13 protein-coding genes and 1 tRNA gene are annotated in these 16,849 nt (G+C 66.3%); 10 read left to right on the forward strand and 4 right to left on the reverse strand.

Going from position 1 to position 16,849, the window contains the following annotated elements:
* The first annotated feature begins 156 nt into the window (after window positions 1–156).
* The 3 genes from ACFYTQ_RS12905 (at window position 157) to ACFYTQ_RS12915 (ending at window position 5,104) form a co-directional block, all read left to right on the forward strand.
* Window positions 157–786 carry a carboxylesterase family protein gene (locus tag ACFYTQ_RS12905; RefSeq protein WP_387360198.1) on the forward strand — a complete coding sequence of 210 codons (630 nt, stop codon included), beginning with the start codon at window positions 157–159 and terminating at the stop codon, window positions 784–786.
* Entirely contained in the window at window positions 783–1,526 is a 744-nt protein-coding gene (locus ACFYTQ_RS12910) for a carboxylesterase family protein (protein WP_387360000.1), read from the forward strand. The genes ACFYTQ_RS12905 and ACFYTQ_RS12910 overlap by 4 nt, the downstream gene beginning before the upstream one ends.
* A gap of 122 nt (window positions 1,527–1,648) precedes the next feature.
* A complete protein-coding gene (locus ACFYTQ_RS12915) occupies window positions 1,649–5,104 on the forward strand; it encodes a DEAD/DEAH box helicase (protein WP_387360002.1) in 3,456 nt (1,151 codons plus the stop codon).
* Window positions 5,105–5,238: 134 nt separating this feature from the next.
* Here ACFYTQ_RS12915 and ACFYTQ_RS12920 read toward each other — a convergent pair whose 3' ends face one another.
* Together ACFYTQ_RS12920 and ACFYTQ_RS12925 are read right to left on the reverse strand one after the other, a co-directional pair.
* Window positions 5,239–6,216 carry an alpha/beta hydrolase gene (locus ACFYTQ_RS12920; protein WP_387360004.1) on the reverse strand — a complete coding sequence of 326 codons (978 nt, stop codon included), beginning with the start codon at window positions 6,214–6,216 and terminating at the stop codon, window positions 5,239–5,241.
* 48 nt (window positions 6,217–6,264) lie between these two features.
* Window positions 6,265–7,932, reverse strand: a complete 1,668-nt coding sequence (locus tag ACFYTQ_RS12925; protein ID WP_387360006.1) for a flavin-containing monooxygenase — start codon at window positions 7,930–7,932, stop codon at window positions 6,265–6,267.
* A 21-nt stretch (window positions 7,933–7,953) separates the two neighbouring features.
* On the opposite strand from ACFYTQ_RS12925, the gene ACFYTQ_RS12930 reads away from it, so the two are divergent.
* Window positions 7,954–8,409, forward strand: coding sequence for a hypothetical protein (locus ACFYTQ_RS12930; RefSeq protein ID WP_387360008.1), 456 nt, complete (start codon window positions 7,954–7,956; stop codon window positions 8,407–8,409).
* A gap of 263 nt (window positions 8,410–8,672) precedes the next feature.
* Window positions 8,673–9,794, forward strand: a complete 1,122-nt coding sequence (locus tag ACFYTQ_RS12935) for a PucR family transcriptional regulator (protein WP_387360010.1) — start codon at window positions 8,673–8,675, stop codon at window positions 9,792–9,794.
* A gap of 118 nt (window positions 9,795–9,912) precedes the next feature.
* Here the strand turns inward: ACFYTQ_RS12935 and ACFYTQ_RS12940 are convergent.
* Window positions 9,913–9,985, reverse strand: a tRNA-Ala gene (locus ACFYTQ_RS12940).
* 135 nt (window positions 9,986–10,120) lie between these two features.
* On the opposite strand from ACFYTQ_RS12940, the gene ACFYTQ_RS12945 reads away from it, so the two are divergent.
* Window positions 10,121–11,848: an amidohydrolase family protein gene (locus tag ACFYTQ_RS12945; RefSeq protein WP_387360012.1), complete on the forward strand. Its 1,728-nt coding sequence runs from the start codon at window positions 10,121–10,123 to the stop codon at window positions 11,846–11,848.
* Here ACFYTQ_RS12945 and ACFYTQ_RS12950 read toward each other — a convergent pair whose 3' ends face one another.
* Window positions 11,849–12,580: a uracil-DNA glycosylase gene (locus ACFYTQ_RS12950; protein ID WP_387360013.1), complete on the reverse strand. Its 732-nt coding sequence runs from the start codon at window positions 12,578–12,580 to the stop codon at window positions 11,849–11,851. It lies immediately after the preceding gene.
* A 237-nt stretch (window positions 12,581–12,817) separates the two neighbouring features.
* Between ACFYTQ_RS12950 and ACFYTQ_RS12955 the strand changes: the two genes are divergently transcribed.
* The 4 genes from ACFYTQ_RS12955 to ACFYTQ_RS12970 all read left to right on the forward strand — a co-directional run bounded on the left by ACFYTQ_RS12955 (window position 12,818) and on the right by ACFYTQ_RS12970 (window position 16,845).
* Window positions 12,818–13,261, forward strand: a complete 444-nt coding sequence (locus ACFYTQ_RS12955; protein WP_387360015.1) for a GyrI-like domain-containing protein — start codon at window positions 12,818–12,820, stop codon at window positions 13,259–13,261.
* Window positions 13,258–13,692: an effector binding domain-containing protein gene (locus ACFYTQ_RS12960; protein ID WP_387360017.1), complete on the forward strand. Its 435-nt coding sequence runs from the start codon at window positions 13,258–13,260 to the stop codon at window positions 13,690–13,692. The genes ACFYTQ_RS12955 and ACFYTQ_RS12960 overlap by 4 nt, the downstream gene beginning before the upstream one ends.
* Window positions 13,693–13,943: 251 nt before the next feature.
* Window positions 13,944–14,717, forward strand: a complete 774-nt coding sequence (locus tag ACFYTQ_RS12965) for a hypothetical protein (RefSeq protein WP_387360019.1) — start codon at window positions 13,944–13,946, stop codon at window positions 14,715–14,717.
* Window positions 14,707–16,845, forward strand: coding sequence for an Rv1355c family protein (locus tag ACFYTQ_RS12970; protein WP_387360021.1), 2,139 nt, complete (start codon window positions 14,707–14,709; stop codon window positions 16,843–16,845). The genes ACFYTQ_RS12965 and ACFYTQ_RS12970 overlap by 11 nt, the downstream gene beginning before the upstream one ends.
* Window positions 16,846–16,849: the final 4 nt, after the last annotated feature.

The following is a 16,849-nucleotide window of genomic DNA, read 5'->3' on the forward strand; positions in this document are numbered from 1 at the left end:
CGTAGCGGACATTTCGCCCCGGGCGGACTCTATCATCGGACGGGTGGGTCGGCCAGTCGAATGCCTTTGTGCCAGTGGCCATTCGGTGACACGGCGCCCGGGAGAGTAGGGGCGGACAATTGTTCGATATCCATCGAAGTATCGTGTATGATCGTGATGTCATCAGCACTCGTGACGGTGCGGGTAGCCGAGGGTCTCGTCGCCGGGCGAGCCGACGGAGGCGTTGTCTCCTTCCTCGGAATACCCTATGCCGCAGCCCCTTTCGGCCCCCGCCGCTTCCAGCCGCCCCAGCCCCCATCCGCCTGGGACGGCACCCGCGAAGCCTTCGCCTACGGCCCCGCCGCCCCCCAGCCCGCGACGTTGCCCTTCGTCGGCGCGGCGGCACCCCGGGCCGTCACCTGGGGCACGGACTGCTTGACCCTGAACATCCGAACGCCCGACATCGGCGCGGTGGGCCTACCGGTGATGGTCTACGTGCACGGCGGCGGGTACGTCTGCGGGACGAGCGCGGACCCACGCACCGACGGAACGGCCTTCGCCCGCGACGGTGTGGTGTTCGTGAGCCTGAACTACCGGCTGGGCGTGGACGGTTTCCTGCCGCTGCCCGGGGTACCGACGAATCTCGGTCTGCGCGACCAGCTTTTCGCGTTGCGGTGGGTGCGGGAGAACATCGCCGGGTTCGGTGGGGATCCGGACAATGTCACGGTGTTCGGGAATTCGGCGGGGGCGGGAGTTTGGGGGCTTATGCGGGATCTTCCGCGGCGGCGGGATTGTTTCGCCGGATGATTCTCCAGAGCGGCCCGTTCGGGCTGGTGTCGGATGCTGACTTGGCGGCGTCGTTGATCTCGGGGATCACGCGCGAGCTGGGCGATGAGCCCGCGCGTCTTCCGTTGAGGGAGCTGTGCACTCGCCACCTGGCATTGAACGAGAGCTTCCGGGATACCGATCGCTGGGGGCCGACGAGTTATTTCTTCACGCCCTATATGCCTACGGTCGACGGGGACATCGTGCCGACGGCCGAAGCCCGGGGACGCATCCCTTCGTCGATCGACGTCCTGCTCGGAACCACTCGCGAAGAATCCCGGCTGTTCCTCCTCCCCAACAATGTCCTCGCCGAAGCCGGCCCCGAACAAGTCCGCCTGGCCGGGGAGGCTTACTCCCTTCCCCTCCCCGATGCCCTCCCGCCCGCCGACCAACTGGCGACGATCATCACCGACGGCCTTTTCCGCCGACCCGCCGTCGACTTGGCTCGCGCTCACTCCGATGCCGGTGGACGAACTTTCTCCTACGACTTCGCTTGGCGGGCAGACGATTTGGTGGGCGCGACTCACACGCTGGAGTTGCCGTTCCTGTTCGATCGGCTGGGGGCGGAGGACGCGCGGGGGCTGGTGGGGGCGAATCCGCCGCGGGAGTTGTCGCGGGTTATGCGGAAGGCGTGGATCGATTTCGCGACGACGGGGGATCCGGGGTGGGGGCGGTATGAGGGTGGGGAGCGGTCGACGATGGTGTTCGATTCGGACTACTGAACGAATCGTACCCCTGGATGGTGCGAGCATCCGGATGGCATGATCATCCGAGAAGGCGAGTGGCCGAGGCGGGTCGGCGTGGCCGCTGTCTTGCTGTCGGATGGGTGAGGGATGGGGATGAGATGGCGGCGAACGAAGTCGGAATGCGATTGCTGCGGTTCTGGCGGGCACTCGAGATGTTCGGCCCCCAGGACGTACCCGATCTCGACGACGCACCCGCTCGGCGACGTTCTCCGGCCGACTCGATCGTCTTGGACCTGGCGGAGACTCAGGATGCCCCGTGGGAAGCCGATCATTGGCTACAGCGGCGAACTCCCTTGGCAGAGGGCAAGATTTGGCAGTTCACCGTGTACGGGGGACTGTATGGCACCGATACGGTTCGCGATCGACTGGTGGCTGCGTTCGGCCCCGACGACAAGGAACCGGACGGACGTCGTGCCGGTACCACAGCGATGTTCGCCTTCACGCTGGACGCGCAGGGTTCCCTGGTCGCGGGTTCGCCGGTCCTGTCGGCTTGTGCGTGGGCGATGAGTCGACTGCGGCAGCCGGGCCCGAAAGACCCGAAGTGGCTGAACGGCTTCTCCGACGATGCTCGCGCGTTCGCCGCGGCCTTGGACCAACTGGCGCCGCCCCGCCCGGAGGAGAAGGGTGCGCCCCGGTCGGTACTCGGCCGAACCGCCGCCGCGGCCAAGGGGCGCGCTCGGCCCGCTGCTGTGGACGCGGTGGCGAAAGGGGCGGGAACGGCCGCCGGCGCGGCGGCGATCGCGGGCGCGACCGCGCTCGGCGGCCCTGTCCTGGGCGGTATAGCGGGAGCGCTCGCCAGTACCTTCGTCGAGAAGATGCTCGCGTACAAACCTCCCGCCGCGGGATCTCCCGAGCCGGGCAACGAGACCGAGAACGCGTTCAGATTCACTGCGCGGAGCCTGCACGAACTGGTGAAGGACCTGAGTGGCGGACTGGACATCGCAGAGTCGCTCGGCGTCTCAGGTGTGCGGGTGAAATGTGTCCAGGTATCCGCCCGCTACGCGGACGAGGCAAATGACCAAGGGTTCCTCAACAGTTACATCGCCGAGGACTTGGCCAGAATCGAGAACGCGTTACGCGAGGACAACGTAGGGCCCGCGTTGCGCGCCTACCTGGCCGATGTCATCGATGTCGGCACGCGCGTCGACGTGAGGTCCCGGCCCGACGTGGTGGTCGCGGGCGTCGCACCGACTTCGATTCCGGGCGGTCGGTGGCCCACCGACCTGCGAAAGCCCTTGGTGCTCAGTCAGCAGTTCGCTGTGAACAGTATTCTGGCCGAACGCAACGGCGCCGCAGCGGTTTTCGCGGTGAACGGCCCGCCCGGGACCGGCAAGACCACGATGCTGCGTGATCTCCTCGCCGCCTTGGTGGTCGAACGCGCGCGGTGTCTGGCCACCCTCGACAACCCGCAGGCAGCCTTCACGGACCGACTGGACAAGGTCCAATACGGCGAAAGCGAAAACAACAGCTGGTCCGTCCATGGTCTGCGGTACGACATCACGGGATACGAGATCGTGCTCGCGACCGCCAGCAACAATGCCGCCGCCAACGTCACCGCGGAGATTCCCGCTGTCTCAGCGGTAGCCGAGGCCGGGGACGAGGCTCTTGCGGCGGACTACTTCACGGAACTCGCCTCCCGCGTTCTCGGCGCGAAGGCGTGGGGACTGGTCGCGGCGGTGCTCGGCAACATGTCGAATCGCAGGCAGTTCGTAGGGAGATTCTGGTACGGAAACGAGCCTCGGGAAGGTGGGAATCGCCAATCCCGTCCGCTCGATGGCGAGCCCGGTCAATCTCCCGCCGATGAACACGGCATGCTCCGGACGCTTGGTCGTGCCGTCAACGGCGAAATGTCCGTGCCCGAGTGGGGGGTGGCGGTACGCGCGTTCAACAAGGCCGCCGACGAGCTGCGGACATTGGTCTCGGAACGGCAGCGGATCTGTGACTCGATAGTCGAGCTGGATCGTCTGAACGCTGGATTGGATGCCGCGGCACAGGACATCGAAAATGCCGATGCTTCCCAAAAGTACTGGCGGGCAAAGCATTCCGAAGTCGAGGCGGAGGCGGAACGCGCCGAGCGTGAACTCGGCGACGTGAACAAGGAGATAGCAGAACACAATTCGAACCGACCGGGATTCTGGGTCTCGTTGTCGACCTGGTTCCGTGCCGGACGTGAGTGGAACGAGGAGAGCAAGCGGCTCACAGCTCGACGGAAACTGATTCGAACCGAGTTGGAGACGAGTCGGAGGTCGGTGTTCGACTGCGCGACCGAGTGGGCGAAGGCGGCCGACGAGGGCCGCCGCTGTGTCGAGGTGCACAAGGAACTTGTCGCGGTCAGGCAGTCGATGCAGGACGTCATCGACGCGGCCCGCAAGCGATGGCCCGACACAGTGCCGATCCGAACAGATACCGCGGACGACGAGCGGCTTCAATTGCTTGCCCCCTGGGCAGACGAGCAGTTCACCGCGGCAAGGAATCGGTTGTTCCTCGAAGCGCTGCGTCTCCACAAGGCTTTCCTTCTCAACGCCGCGCCTCGCGTCCGCGGAAATCTGGGAGCGGCTATGACGCTGATCAGTGGTCAGGTTCGAAACAAGCCCTCGGCTGCCGCATTGGCGGCGGCTTGGCAGACGGTGTTTCTCGTCGTTCCGATGGTGTCCACGACTTTCGCCTCGCTGCCTCGACTCTTCGACACGCTCGGCCGGGAAGCGCTCGGCTGGCTTTTCATCGACGAGGCGGGACAGGCCACGCCACAGCAGGCGGTCGGCGGTCTGTGGCGCACTCGTCGTGCGGTGATCGTCGGGGACCCACAGCAATTGGAGCCCATCGTCACATTGCCGGTGCGCGCCCAGCAGAAACTGCTCGAGCACTACGACGTGGACCGCAGCTGGCTGCCCGACTCCACATCGGCCCAGCGCGCCGCCGATCGCCTCGCCCGGTACGGCACCACTCTGTCCGACCCGGACAGCGAGTTCCGGGCTTGGGTCGGTACACCGTTGCGTGTCCACCGCCGTTGCGATCGGCCGATGTTCGAGGTGTCCAATCGCATCGCGTACGGCGGCGATCTCATGGTGTACGGGACACCGTCGCGGCCGCCTTTCGTTGGTGACAACACCTGGTTCGATGTTCGCTCGGAACGAGCGGACGGGAACTGGGTGCACGCCGAAGGTGAGCAACTACGACAACTGCTCGACCAGTTGGTCAACGGAATGGGTCTGGAGGGGAAGCAGATTCGTATCATCAGCCCCTTCCGAGATGTCGTTCGCGGTGCGCAGAAAATTGCCCGACAGGTGGTGGATTCGTCGTTTGCCAAATCGAACGTGGGCACTGTCCACACCGTCCAGGGCCAGGAGTCCGACGTCGTGATCCTCGTTCTCGGCACTCCGCGTGCCAAGGGTGGCGCCCGCCGATGGGCGGCAAGCAAACCGAACCTGCTGAATGTCGGCGTATCGCGTGCCAAGCGGCGTTTCTACGTGATCGGCGACTACGAGCTGTGGACCGAACAACAGTACTTCAATGCGCTCGGGGCGGCTCTTCGCCGATCGATGACGGGTTTCTGACTCGCTCGTGTCATGACGCTGCCCCTCGGCTTGCCGACGATCGAAGTTGGCCTGAGGATCGAAACTGACGACCGACTGTATGTTGGTGGCCGGTCATTCGGTGCGGTGCATCATGTCCACCTTCGTGCCGGTGACTAGGCTGTGGCGGAATTCGCCGTCGAAATCGTCGCGAGGAATGCGCCGATCTCACGCGCGAACTCCACCTGTGCCTTCGGGATCAGACCTTGAAGCGCGAAACTGCCGTGTATCAGGCCCCGTAACCGGTGCGTTCGGGCTGGCACGCCAGCGGCACGAACGGCCTCGCCGTAGGCCTCGCCCTCATCACGGAGCAGATCGCATTCTGCCGTGATGACCAGTGTCGGCGGAAGACCTGCCAACGACTTCGCCCGGATCGGACTCACCCGCGGATCGGCGTGCTTGGCGGCGTCGCCGCCGAGGTAGTAGTCGAACATGGTGATCGCGTCCGACTGCAGCAGAATCGGTCCTCGGGCGAACTCGGTTTTCGAGGGCGTGGCCGCTTCGTAGTCGATCGTCGGCTCCAGCAGGATCTGACCGGCGATGCTCGGTCCTGCCTCGTCCCGAATCCGGAGCGCGGTGACCGCGGCGAGGTTCGCGCCCGAACTCTCGCCGGCGAGAATGATCCGGCGCGGATCGCCGCCGTACCGAGCGATGTTCTCGGCAACCCAGAGAGTGGCTTCGTAGGCGTCGTTCGGTGCGGCCGGGAACGGGCTCTCGGGTGCCAGCCGGTATTGGGGCGCCACCCCGACCACGTCGAGGTTGTGCACCAACTGCCGCAGCGGGCTGTCGATCGAGTCGATATCGCCGCTGACGAAGCCGCCGCCGAAGAAGAACACCAGCACCGGGCGATCGGTCGCGCCGCCCTTCGCGATGATCCGGACCGCGAGTTCTCCACTCTCGTTCGGGTAGGTGGTGTTCACGACCTCCAGCCCGGCGGGCGATTCCAGTGCGGCGATCGGGGTCAGCTTGGCGGATTCGGCTCGATAGTCCTCGATGTCGAGGTCCGCGAGCGGCGGCCGCTCGCCGGCGGCCGCCAGTTGCTGGAGGAATCCGGCCGCGGCGGGATCGAGGCGTTCCATGATGTTGTCGGACATAACTGTTCGTCCTTCTCTGGTCGTTGTCTTCGCGTATTCGCCGGGCGCTCAGCTGACGACCAGGTCCTCGCCGAGGAACGGTCGGACCACGGCGGCCTTCGGGTTCTTCTCGAACACGTCGGTGCCCTCGTATTTCTCGACCAGGTCCACGCCGGTACGACGCGGGTCCCGCAGGTACTCCCACGTCAGATAGGCGTTGATCGGAATGACAGCGCTCGAGCGCTTGCCGTTGAAGTAGTACGAGTAGTTCTCCGATCGCCAGATGCGCCAGCAGCCCCGGGCTTCCATCTCGTCTTCGGCCTCGGCGTAGCGCCGGTAGGCGTCGTAGGTCGTCTCGATCGCACGACCTCGACCGAGGATGAGCTCGGAGATGTTGTTGACCGCGAAGCACACCTGCAACTCGATGAAGTCCAGCTGGCCGATTCCGTTGATCGCGGCGGGGTTCGGCCCGAGCACGTTCCAGAAGTTCGGCATGTCCGGGTACATGGTGCCGCAGGCGTACGCGCGCGGACCGTCCTCGTCCCAGATGTCCTCGATCCGGGTGCCGTTCTTGCCGACCATGTTCAGCCGGCTCACGAACACTTCGACATCGAAACCGGTGGCCAGCACGACGAGGTCGAACTCGTGCCGGGATCCGTCGTTCGATTCGATGCCGGTCGGGGTGAAGGTCTTGATGCCTGAGGTCACCAAACTGCACTGACCGTTGGCCAAGACATCGAGCACGCTGTCCTCGCCGTCGACGGTGAGCGGGCGGGAGGAGAACGGCGGATTCTTCGGCTTCATCGCCTCCAAGATCTCCGGCCGATGCCCGAGCTTGTGCTCGAGCATGCTGATCGCGTAGTCGTGGAACACCTGGTTGCCCGGGTTCACGGCCACCGGATGGTCGAAGTTCGGGTCCACCTCGGTCAGGTGGGCAATCGCCGGTCCTGTCCGGAAGGCGTCCTGAAATCGGTTGAACGCGCGCAGCGCCGGAATGTAGGTCTCCAGCCAGAGATAGTCCTTGTCGTACTTGTCCAGGTAGTTCGGAATGGGGATCATCCAGCTCGGTGTGCGCTGGAACAGGGTGACGTGCTCGGCGGTCTTCGAGAGCACGGGAATGATCTGGTAGCCCGACGCGCCACTACCGATCACGGCCACGCGCTTTCCGGTCGGGTCGTACTCGTCGGGCCATTCCGCAGTGTGAATGATGTCGCCCTGGAACGATTCCATGCCGGGAAAATCTGGTTTCTTGGGGAAGTGGAGGCCGCCCGGACTCGCGATGACCGCGTTCACCACTCGTTCCCGCATGCCGTCCGGAGTCCGGAGCCGGACACGCCAGACCTTTTCGGTATCGTCCCAGCGCATACCGGTGACCTCGGTGGCGACCTCAAGGTTGCCCCGGAGGTCGTAGGTATCGACGATCCACTGCATGTATTCGAGATTCTGTTCGCGCGTGCCGAAGTAATTCTCGTGCACGTACTCCCGGGTGAACGAGTGGCTGTACTCGACGCTCGGGGTGTCGACGCGTGCGCCCGGGTACTTGTTCAGCCACCAGGTGCCACCGATGTCGGCATGCTTCTCCACCTGGGTGTAGTTGATGCCGGCTCGCTTGAGCTGGACCGCGGCCGCGAGACCACCCATCCCGGCGCCGATCACCAGGACTTCGAACGAGGCGAGTTGCTCTTCGGTGGGTGTCTCGCGCCAGTGCACGCCACGCGCGTCCAGGTCGAGCACCATCTTGTCCCGCCAATAGTCGTAGTGGCGGATCACCTCGTCGCTGCCCGTCAAGGCCATCATCGATTCGGGCAGACGATCCACATCGACTTCGATCGACGGCTCACCGGTATCCCGGACGTTCCGCACGTACTCGACGAGCTGTTCGCGAACCCACGCGACGTCCTCCTCGCGGGCGATGGCGTCTTCGGGAAAGAATCCGCTCATGCGCTTTTCCAGCGGGAGGTCCAGGAGTCGTCGATCGCCGGTGACGTTGTACAGGAAGGCCCTGATCACCATCGCGTCGAAGTGGTTGACGGCATTGACGATCTGCTCATCGGAGATGTCTGTCGTCGGCCGTTCCTCGGAAATGGCAGTCATTTCTTCCACCTGTCATCGTATTTCGGGCGCACTTCAGCCACGAATGCGCTGAATCGCAGATTCTTCAACCGGCGCGTCAGGACGACTTCTGTGTTTTCGTCGCTCCGCGCCAGGGCGTGACGAGCAGGGTGCCCGGTTCCTTCTGCTATCCGTCGAGGGCTTGCAATCTCCTCGCCTGAACGGAAATACTAATGACGCCACGTGATGTAGACCACATCCAGATGTCTGAACTTTCCCGGCGGAATTGACCGTTTGGCGAGTGCTGATGGAGGAACCGGAGGATGCGCATGCCCGATGAGGCGACCCCGACCGAGTCGGCGCACGACCTCGTGAGCAGGATCGCCGACGAACTGGTGCCCCGTGCCGACGAGTTCGGATCCATGGTGGCGACCGCGCTCGCCGCCGATTTCGAGGAGATCGACGGATTTCGGATACGCGACGTCGCCGTCGCCATGTGCCAGTCGAACGCGCGGCGATTCCTGACCGATCTGGCTCGATCCGGTCCGAACACGATCGACGACGCCGACGAACGGCACGACTTGATCCGCGAACTGTACCGCCGGTCGGTCCCGCAACAGCTGCTGTTCCGGGTGTACCGCGACAGCGTCGGCCATGCCATCTCGGCATGGTCCAAGGAACTGGCCCGGCGCGAGGTTCCCACCGCCATGGCGCTTGCGGCGGTCGACATCTACCTGGCCGCGGTCCTCCGTCTGCTGGGATCGCTGGATTCGGAGATCGCCGATGACTACGAAAGTGAGCGGATCCGGGTTGCCAGCGAATGGTCGCTGGCCCGGCTCGAGGTCGTTCGCGGGCTACTCGCCGACGATAAGGCAGACATCGCCGCGGCGAGTAACCGCCTGGGATATCGGTTGTCCGGACGGCATGTGGCAGCTGTCCTGGCCGACGCGGGCGAGGACGGCGACAGCGGGTCGAGGCTCGAACGGGCGGTCGAAGAGCTTCAGAAAGACGCCGGATCAATCCTGACCGTTCGCGTCGACCTGCGCACCGTGTGGTGCTGGATGCCGGAGCTGTCATGCGACGAGATCGAGTCGATCGAGGACGTGAAGATCGGCGTCGGACTGGCGGGCGAGGGAATGGCCGGCTTCCGGCGCAGCCACTGGGAGGCACTCGAGGCACTGCGGGTCGCCGAGCTGATGCCGAGCGGTGCGCCGTCCGCGATCTGTTTCCGAGAGGCGGAGATCGTCGCACTGTGCACCACCGACCCCGAACGGGCACGCGACTTCATCCGACACCAGCTCGGTCCGCTCGTGGAGGACACGGAGGCCGCTCGCCGGATGCGCGGGACACTCGCCGCGTTCTACGCCAAGGACTGCAACTACCGTGCTACCGCTGCCGAACTCAACCTTCATCACAACACTGTGCGCTACCGGATAGATCAGATCGAAGAACTCCTCGGCGGACAGTTGATGGAGGAGAAGCTCGCCAAACATCTCGCCCTGCGCCTGTTCCAGGTGTTCGGCACGGAGGGACTCAACAAGCGGTAGCTCGCCATCTGGTCGACCGCGACACCGCAACGATCCCCGCACACGCCGTCGGGGCCCCTGTCAGCGGGAAACGCTGGCAGGGGCCCCGACGGAACCGGTTCGGATTGAACTTATTCGGTGGAGCTAAGGGGAATCGAACCCCTGACCTTCTCGATGCGAACGAGACGCGCTACCAACTGCGCTATAGCCCCGGGCGGCTCGTTGCCGAGCCACGGGGGAGAACTTTAGCAGGTGGGTCCGGGGGATGCCGAATCGGCTGGTCAGGGGGTGGTTGGGGTGGATACAGTGGTGTATCGAGATGGGTAGGCAGTGGGCTGGAGGTCCTGGTGGCCGGGTATGACGTCGTCGTTCGTGGGGGAGTCGTGTACGACGGGACCGGGGGCGCGCCGGTTCGGGCGGATGTCGGGATCGCGGCCGGGAGGGTTGCGGCGGTCGGGGTCGGGCTGGCGGAGGGGGAGCGGATCGTGGACGCCGCGGGGAAGTGGGTGTTGCCGGGGCTGATCGATGTGCACACCCACTACGACGCCGAGGTGTTGTTCGCGCCGGGGTTGGGGGAGTCGGCTCGGCACGGGGTGACGTCGGTGGTCATCGGGAACTGTTCGCTGTCGACCGTGTATGCCGATGCCGAGGATTGCGCGGACATGTTCGCGCGGGTGGAGGCGTTGCCGTGGGATGTGGTGCATTCGGCGGTGAAGGAGCATCGGGAGTGGGTGGATCCGGAGAGCTATGTGGCGGCGCTCGAGGCGAAGCCGCTGGGGGTGAATGTGGCGGCGTTCCTGGGGCATTCGGATATCCGGGCGGCGACGATGGGGATCGCGCGCGCCTCGGACGACCGGGCGCGGCCGACTCGGGGCGAGCTGCGGCAGATGACCCGGATGCTCACCGACGCGTTGGACGCGGGGTTCGTGGGGTTGTCGACGATCCGCAGTTCGTTCTCGAAGCTGGAGGGCAAGCGGTATCCGGGGCGGCGGTTGCCGTCGACGTACGCGTCGTGGTCGGAGTACCGGGCGCTCAATGATGTTCTGCGGCAACGGAAACGGATCCACCAGAGCACGCCTAATCTGACCGCCCGGCTCGAGCTGGCGCACTTCTTCCTCCAGAGCGCCGCGCGCGGGCACGGCCGGCCGCTGAAGACCACGCTGATCTCCGCCGCCGACATCAAGGCCGACCGCACCGTGGTGCGGCTCGCGACAACCGTTGCGGCACTGGTCAATCGGGCGCTGGGGGCCGAGTTCCGCTGGCAGCATCTGCCGGTGCCGTTCGAGGTGTACGCCGACGGAATCGATCTGGTCGTCTTCGAGGAGTTCGGTTCCGGCGTCGCGGCGTTGAACATCCGAGACCTGTTGCGCCGCCACGAGTTTCTGAACGACCCGGAGTTCCGCCGCGCGTTCCGCAAGGATATGGGCAAGCGGTTCGGTTCCCGCGTCTGGCATCGCGACCTGGACGACGCCGAGATCGTCGCCTGCCCGGACGCGTCGGTGGTCGGTCGCTCCTTCGGCGAGATCGCCCGGGAGCGCGGCATTCTCGCGCCCGACGCGCTGCTGGATCTGGTGGCCGAACACGGTTCGGCGCTGCGCTGGCGGACCACGATCGCCAACGACCGCGACGCCGAACTGAACCGGCTGGCGAATTCGCCGCAGGTGCAGATGGGCTTCGCCGATTCCGGCGCGCATCTGCGCAATATGGCCTTCTACAACATGGGCATCCGTTTCCTCGAGCGCGTCCGGCGCGACGGCGTCATGCCCGTCGAACGTGCGGTGCACCGGCTCACCGGCGAACTCGCCCAGTGGTACGGGATGGATACGGGACGTATCGCGCCCGGCGCCCGCGCCGACGTCACGGTCGTCGACCCGGCGGGCTTCGACGGCTCGAGCGCGGCCTACCACGAGGCCCCCATGCCGGGCGCGAGCGGCGTGCGGCGGATGGTCAATCGCAGCGACGCGGCCGTGGCGGCGACCATCGTCAACGGCGCCCTCGTCTACGAAAATGGTTCGTTCGCACCGGGTTTCGGCACCACCCTGCGCGCGGGCCGCTTCCTGCGGGCGATCGAGTGACTACAGCCCGGCCGCGGCCTTGGCGCGGGTCAGCACCTCCTCGATCATGGCCGGGGTCAGGCGGCCGGTGAAGGTGTTCTGCTGACTCACGTGATAGCAGCCGAACAGCTCCAGCGGCTCCCGGTCCGCCCGCGCGGGCGGCAGCGAATAGTGCACGCCGTGACCGAATTTGGGCCGGGGCCGCGGCACCGCCCAGCCCGCGCGGGCCACCATGGGCAGCAGCGCCTGCCAGCCGAACGCGCCGAGGGTGACCACGGCGCGCACGGTCGGCGCGAGCAGTCCGAGTTCGGTGACGAGCCAGCGGCCGCAGGTGTCGCGTTCGTCGGGGGTGGGCTTGTTGTCCGGCGGCGCGCAGTGCACGGGTGCGGTGACGCGGGTGCCGAGCAGCCGCAGCCCGTCGTCGGCGCTCACCGCGATCGGCTGATTGGCCAGCCCGACCGCGTGCATCGCGGCGAACAGCACGTCGCCGCTGCGATCGCCGGTGAACATGCGCCCGGTCCGGTTCCCGCCGTGGGCGGCGGGCGCCAAACCCACCAGCAGCAGCCGGGCGTCGTCGGGTCCGAGGCCGGGTACCGGCCGCCCCCAATAGGTCTGATCACGGAACGCCGCGCGCTTCTCCCGGGCCACGCGCTCGCGCCAGGCGACCAGGCGCGGGCAGGCGCGGCAGTCGACGAGGTCGGCGTCCATCGCGGCGAGCGTGCGGTAGGCGCCGGGTGCCGGTTCCGCGGTCATCGGACTCCTTCGGTCGATCCGGGCGGTTCCCTGTCGAGTCTGCACGCCGCGCGTGCACATCGATACGCCGCGTGTATCGATAGCCCAAGGTTTGCAATCTTGCGTTCGCAGCGGCCTCCGGGTCGTGCGCAATACGCCCGTACGGGGCGGCCGTGTCACCGATGTCTCACGGCGGGGGTTGATAGCATGACCTTCCTGGCGAACCGGTACGGGGTCGATTCGAGAGAGTTTTCTTCCATGCAGTTTGAGATCGTCGAGCGGGACGAGACGTGGGTGGCCGGGCTGCCGGTGCGAAGCCCCAAGCGCGCGCTCGGGGAACTGCGCGACCACGACCTGGAGGCCGCGTGGGCCGCGGTGCTGCATCAGGAACTCGGCGGCCCGCTCGCCTCGGCCTACACCGACTACTCGCCGGAACTCAACACCTACAACACCCAGATCGTCGGCTACGAGTGCAAGACCTTCGGTGACGTCACCCGCGGGCACATCGTCTCGCGGCTGCCCGGCGGCACCTACGCGCGCTTCTCCTCGGTCGGGAACTTCCCGCGGATCATGACCGACCTGTGGACCCAGATCGCCTTCGCCGAGGAACACCACCAGATAAAACGCACGTACACAGGCGATTTCGAGTGTTATCCGCACGCCTACAAGATCGACCTCTTCCTGGCGGTCGAGCACCGATGACCTACTCGATCGTGGTCCGCGACGAGGCGATCTACGGCGGCCTGGTGGTGCCGCGCGTGCGCCCGAGTTTCAAGGTCAGCAACAGCGAGCTGATCGAATTCCTGCGCGACCGGTTGCGCGATCGGGACACCGTGGCGCGGCCGTTGTACACCGTGTACGTGCCCGATCCCGCGGGTAATTACAACGTGTTGGTGAGCTACGACTACCCCGCGCCGGACGCGGTCCCCGTGGGGGACGTCCTGGTTCGGGTGCCCAAGGGCGTCTACGCCTGCTTCGAACCGAACGGTGACTACCACGATCCGGTCGAGGACGTCTGGGCTCAGGTCGACGACGCGACCGCCTCCGCCGAGATCTCGCGGGCGTACCGAGAAGAGATCGAGATCTGGCGTGGAACCGACCGCGTCGAGCTGTTCATCTCGATCCTCGTGTAGATAGCTGTTGGATAACCAAGCAAGTACCAACTGGTCTTCCTGTTATCTTGAGCGTGGAACATCCCGGATCTGACCTGGTGAAATTTCGTTCCTCCCACCCAGGTATCGGGAGATTTGCCGGACATCTGGTCAATTCCGGTCGGATGACGGATACTGCCTAGGCGACCACATCCGACATGCGGCCCGATGGACCGTGTTGGGAGGGGTCCGGTCAGTCGCGCGACAGCGCGCAGCAACGGAGTAGGAACTGTATGACTGTCGAAGCGGTCGCGGTCGGCCTGTCAGTCTCCCCCGTCGCGGGGACACGGCGTTTCCTGGATCGACAATCCGGATGCACCTTCTGGCTCAATACCCCCGGACAACGCCCGGACCTGTGGGAGCAATACCTCGACGGAGCGTTGCGCACGTATCGGCACTACGACGTGGAAAGCGTTCTGGAGTACGACCAGATCCGTGATGGTCGGTCGTCTTCCCTGTTTTTCACCGCGTTGAATACCGCCGGTGAAGTGGTAGCTGGGGTCCGAATGAGGGGACCCTTCGCTATCCCGGACGACATCGATGTCCTGCTCGAATGGCGCGGGCGCACCGGCGAATCCGAGCTTCGCGAACTCGTTGCTGCTCGACTGAAGTTCGGTGTGGTGGAAGTGCGGGGCGGATGGGTCGACCGCGCCGCCGCCGACCGCCGCGCGCTGGGCGACGCGATGTCGCGCTGCCTGGCCTACGCACCGCTACTGCACGGCGTGCGTTTCGGATTCGGCACGGCCGCGACGTTCACCGCCGCGCGCTATCGGCCGACGGGCGGCGTCATCGCCCCGGTGATTCCCGGCATCCCCTATCCCGACACGCGCTATTCGACAGTACCGGTCTGGTGGGACTCGCGACGATACCGTGCACTGGTCGAGGACACCGTCCATTCCGTGATGACGACGGAGCTGCGGGAACTGGGCATCACGACCAACAGAGGCGGGCGCAGCCGCCGCAAGTCCGGGTGCGAACGGGAGGTCCTGCGCTCACATGTCCGATGATCACGAAGCCGAAAAACAGTACCGCCCATTGATTCTCGATCGGTCCAATCCGGCCGACGCGCACCGGCTCGAGGTGTTGCGGGCCGATCCGATCATCGAATTCACCGATCTCCGGGAAAAGATCACGGCCGAATTCGCCGCTGTCACAAGGGAATCCCGCCCCCGTATCGATCCGGCCTCGGAGCGCTGGATCTACTACCCGTGGCGGCGCAGCGTCCTGGCGCTGCCCGGCGAACACGTCTTCCGCCGGGTGCGGCTGAACCGCAACCGCAACAAGCTGACCGAGGCCGAGCAGCAGCGCCTGGCCCAACAGACGATCGGTGTAATCGGACAGAGCGTTGGTCACGCCGTAGCGATCACGCTCGCCCTTGAGGGCAGCTGCGGGCGGCTGCGGCTGGCCGACTTCGACACGATCGAGCTGTCCAATCTGAACCGGGTCTCGGCCAGCGTGCTCGACATCGGCGTGAACAAGGCCGTCGTCGCCGCCCGGCGGATCGCGGAACTCGATCCGTATCTGCCCGTCGAGGTGTTCGACACCGGGGTGGACGAGTGGACGACCGACCGGTTCATCGGCGGGTTGTCGGTGCTCGTGGAGGAATGCGATTCGCTGGATTTGAAGGTCACCGTGCGGGAGGCGGCCCGCGCACGGGGTATCCCCGTGGTGATGCACACCAGTGACCGCGGGCTGCTCGACGTCGAGCGCTTCGACGAGGAACCGGATCGGCCGTTGTTCCACGGCCTGCTGCGCGGCCTGCGCGCGGCCGATCTGCGCGGCCTCACCACGCGGGAGAAATCCCCGTACGTGGTCCGATTACTCGGCGCGCGTGAGGTTTCCGCGCGGATGGCGGCCAGCATGGTCGAGGTGGGCGAAACCCTCACCGGCTGGCCACAATTGGGAAGTGACGTGATGATGGGCGGTGCGAGCGTGGCCGCCGCGGTGCGCCGCATCGGGCTCGATGTCCCGCTGCGTTCCGGGCGCGGCCGCATGGATCCGGATCTGGCCCTGGACGAGCTGGCGCAACCGGAGCCGCACGCGCTGCACGAACCGCCCCCGCCGGGCGGGGAGATCACCCTGCCGGAGAGCCCGCTGGCCCGGATCGCGCAGTGCGCCGCGCGGGCCCCCTCGGGCGGCAACGTCCAGCCGTGGTCGGTGCGCACCGCCGCCGACGAGGTGCGCATCGTGCTCGATCCGGACAAGACCTCACCGCTGGACGTCGGCCTGCGCGGCAGCGCGGTGGCCGTGGGCGCCGCGCTCTACAACGCGCGCGCGGCCGCGGCGGCGCACGGCCTGCTCGGGGAGCATCGGCTCGTCGCGGGCGCGGGCGACGAACCCCTGACCGCGATCCTGCGGCTGGGCGCCGGGAACGACGTGGCGGTCGCCGCGGACTACGCCCCGGCGCTGGTCCGCGAGACCAACCGACGGTTGGGTACGGGAAAACCACTGACCCGGCCGGTGCTCGAGGCGCTCACCGCCGCCGCGCAGGTCGAGGGGGCGAGCCTGCGGCTGGTCTCCGGCCCCGACGGGCTCACGGCGGCCGCGCGGCTGCTCGGCGAATCGGATCGGGTGCGCTATCTGACCCCCGCGCTGCACGAGTCGATGTTCTCCGAACTGCGCTGGCCGGACGAGGACCCGAGCACCGGCATCGACGTGTGGAGCCTCGAGCTGGCGCCGGACGAGGAGGCCGCGCTCGAGGTCGGCCGCCGCGCGGACATCATGGCCGAACTGCGCGCCTGGCACGCCGGGACCGCGCTCGGCAAATACACCAGCGACCGGGTGCTGTCGAGTTCGGCCGTCGTGGCGGTCACCTTCCCGGAACGGGACGCCGACCTGCGCGGGTACGCCCGCGCGGGCATGGCCGTGGAGCGATTGTGGATTCGCGCGCAGCGGCTGGGGCTGGCCGTTCAGCCCATCTCTCCCGTGTTTCTCTATGCCCGACGCTCCGAGGACTTCGCCGGGCTTTCGCCATCGTTCGCCGATACACTAGCGTCACTTCAGGGCCGGTTCCTGGACCTCCTGGGAGTGCCTGAGCATGAGACCATTGCGTTGGTGCTTCGCCTGAGCTACGCGACAGCAGCTTCAGTCCGTAGCCGGCGGCGTCCTATTTCGGGCGCGGCGACTCGTAGTTAGCGTG

This window comes from Nocardia sp. NPDC004068, from assembly GCF_042874315.1.
GTDB lineage: Bacteria > Actinomycetota > Actinomycetes > Mycobacteriales > Mycobacteriaceae > Nocardia.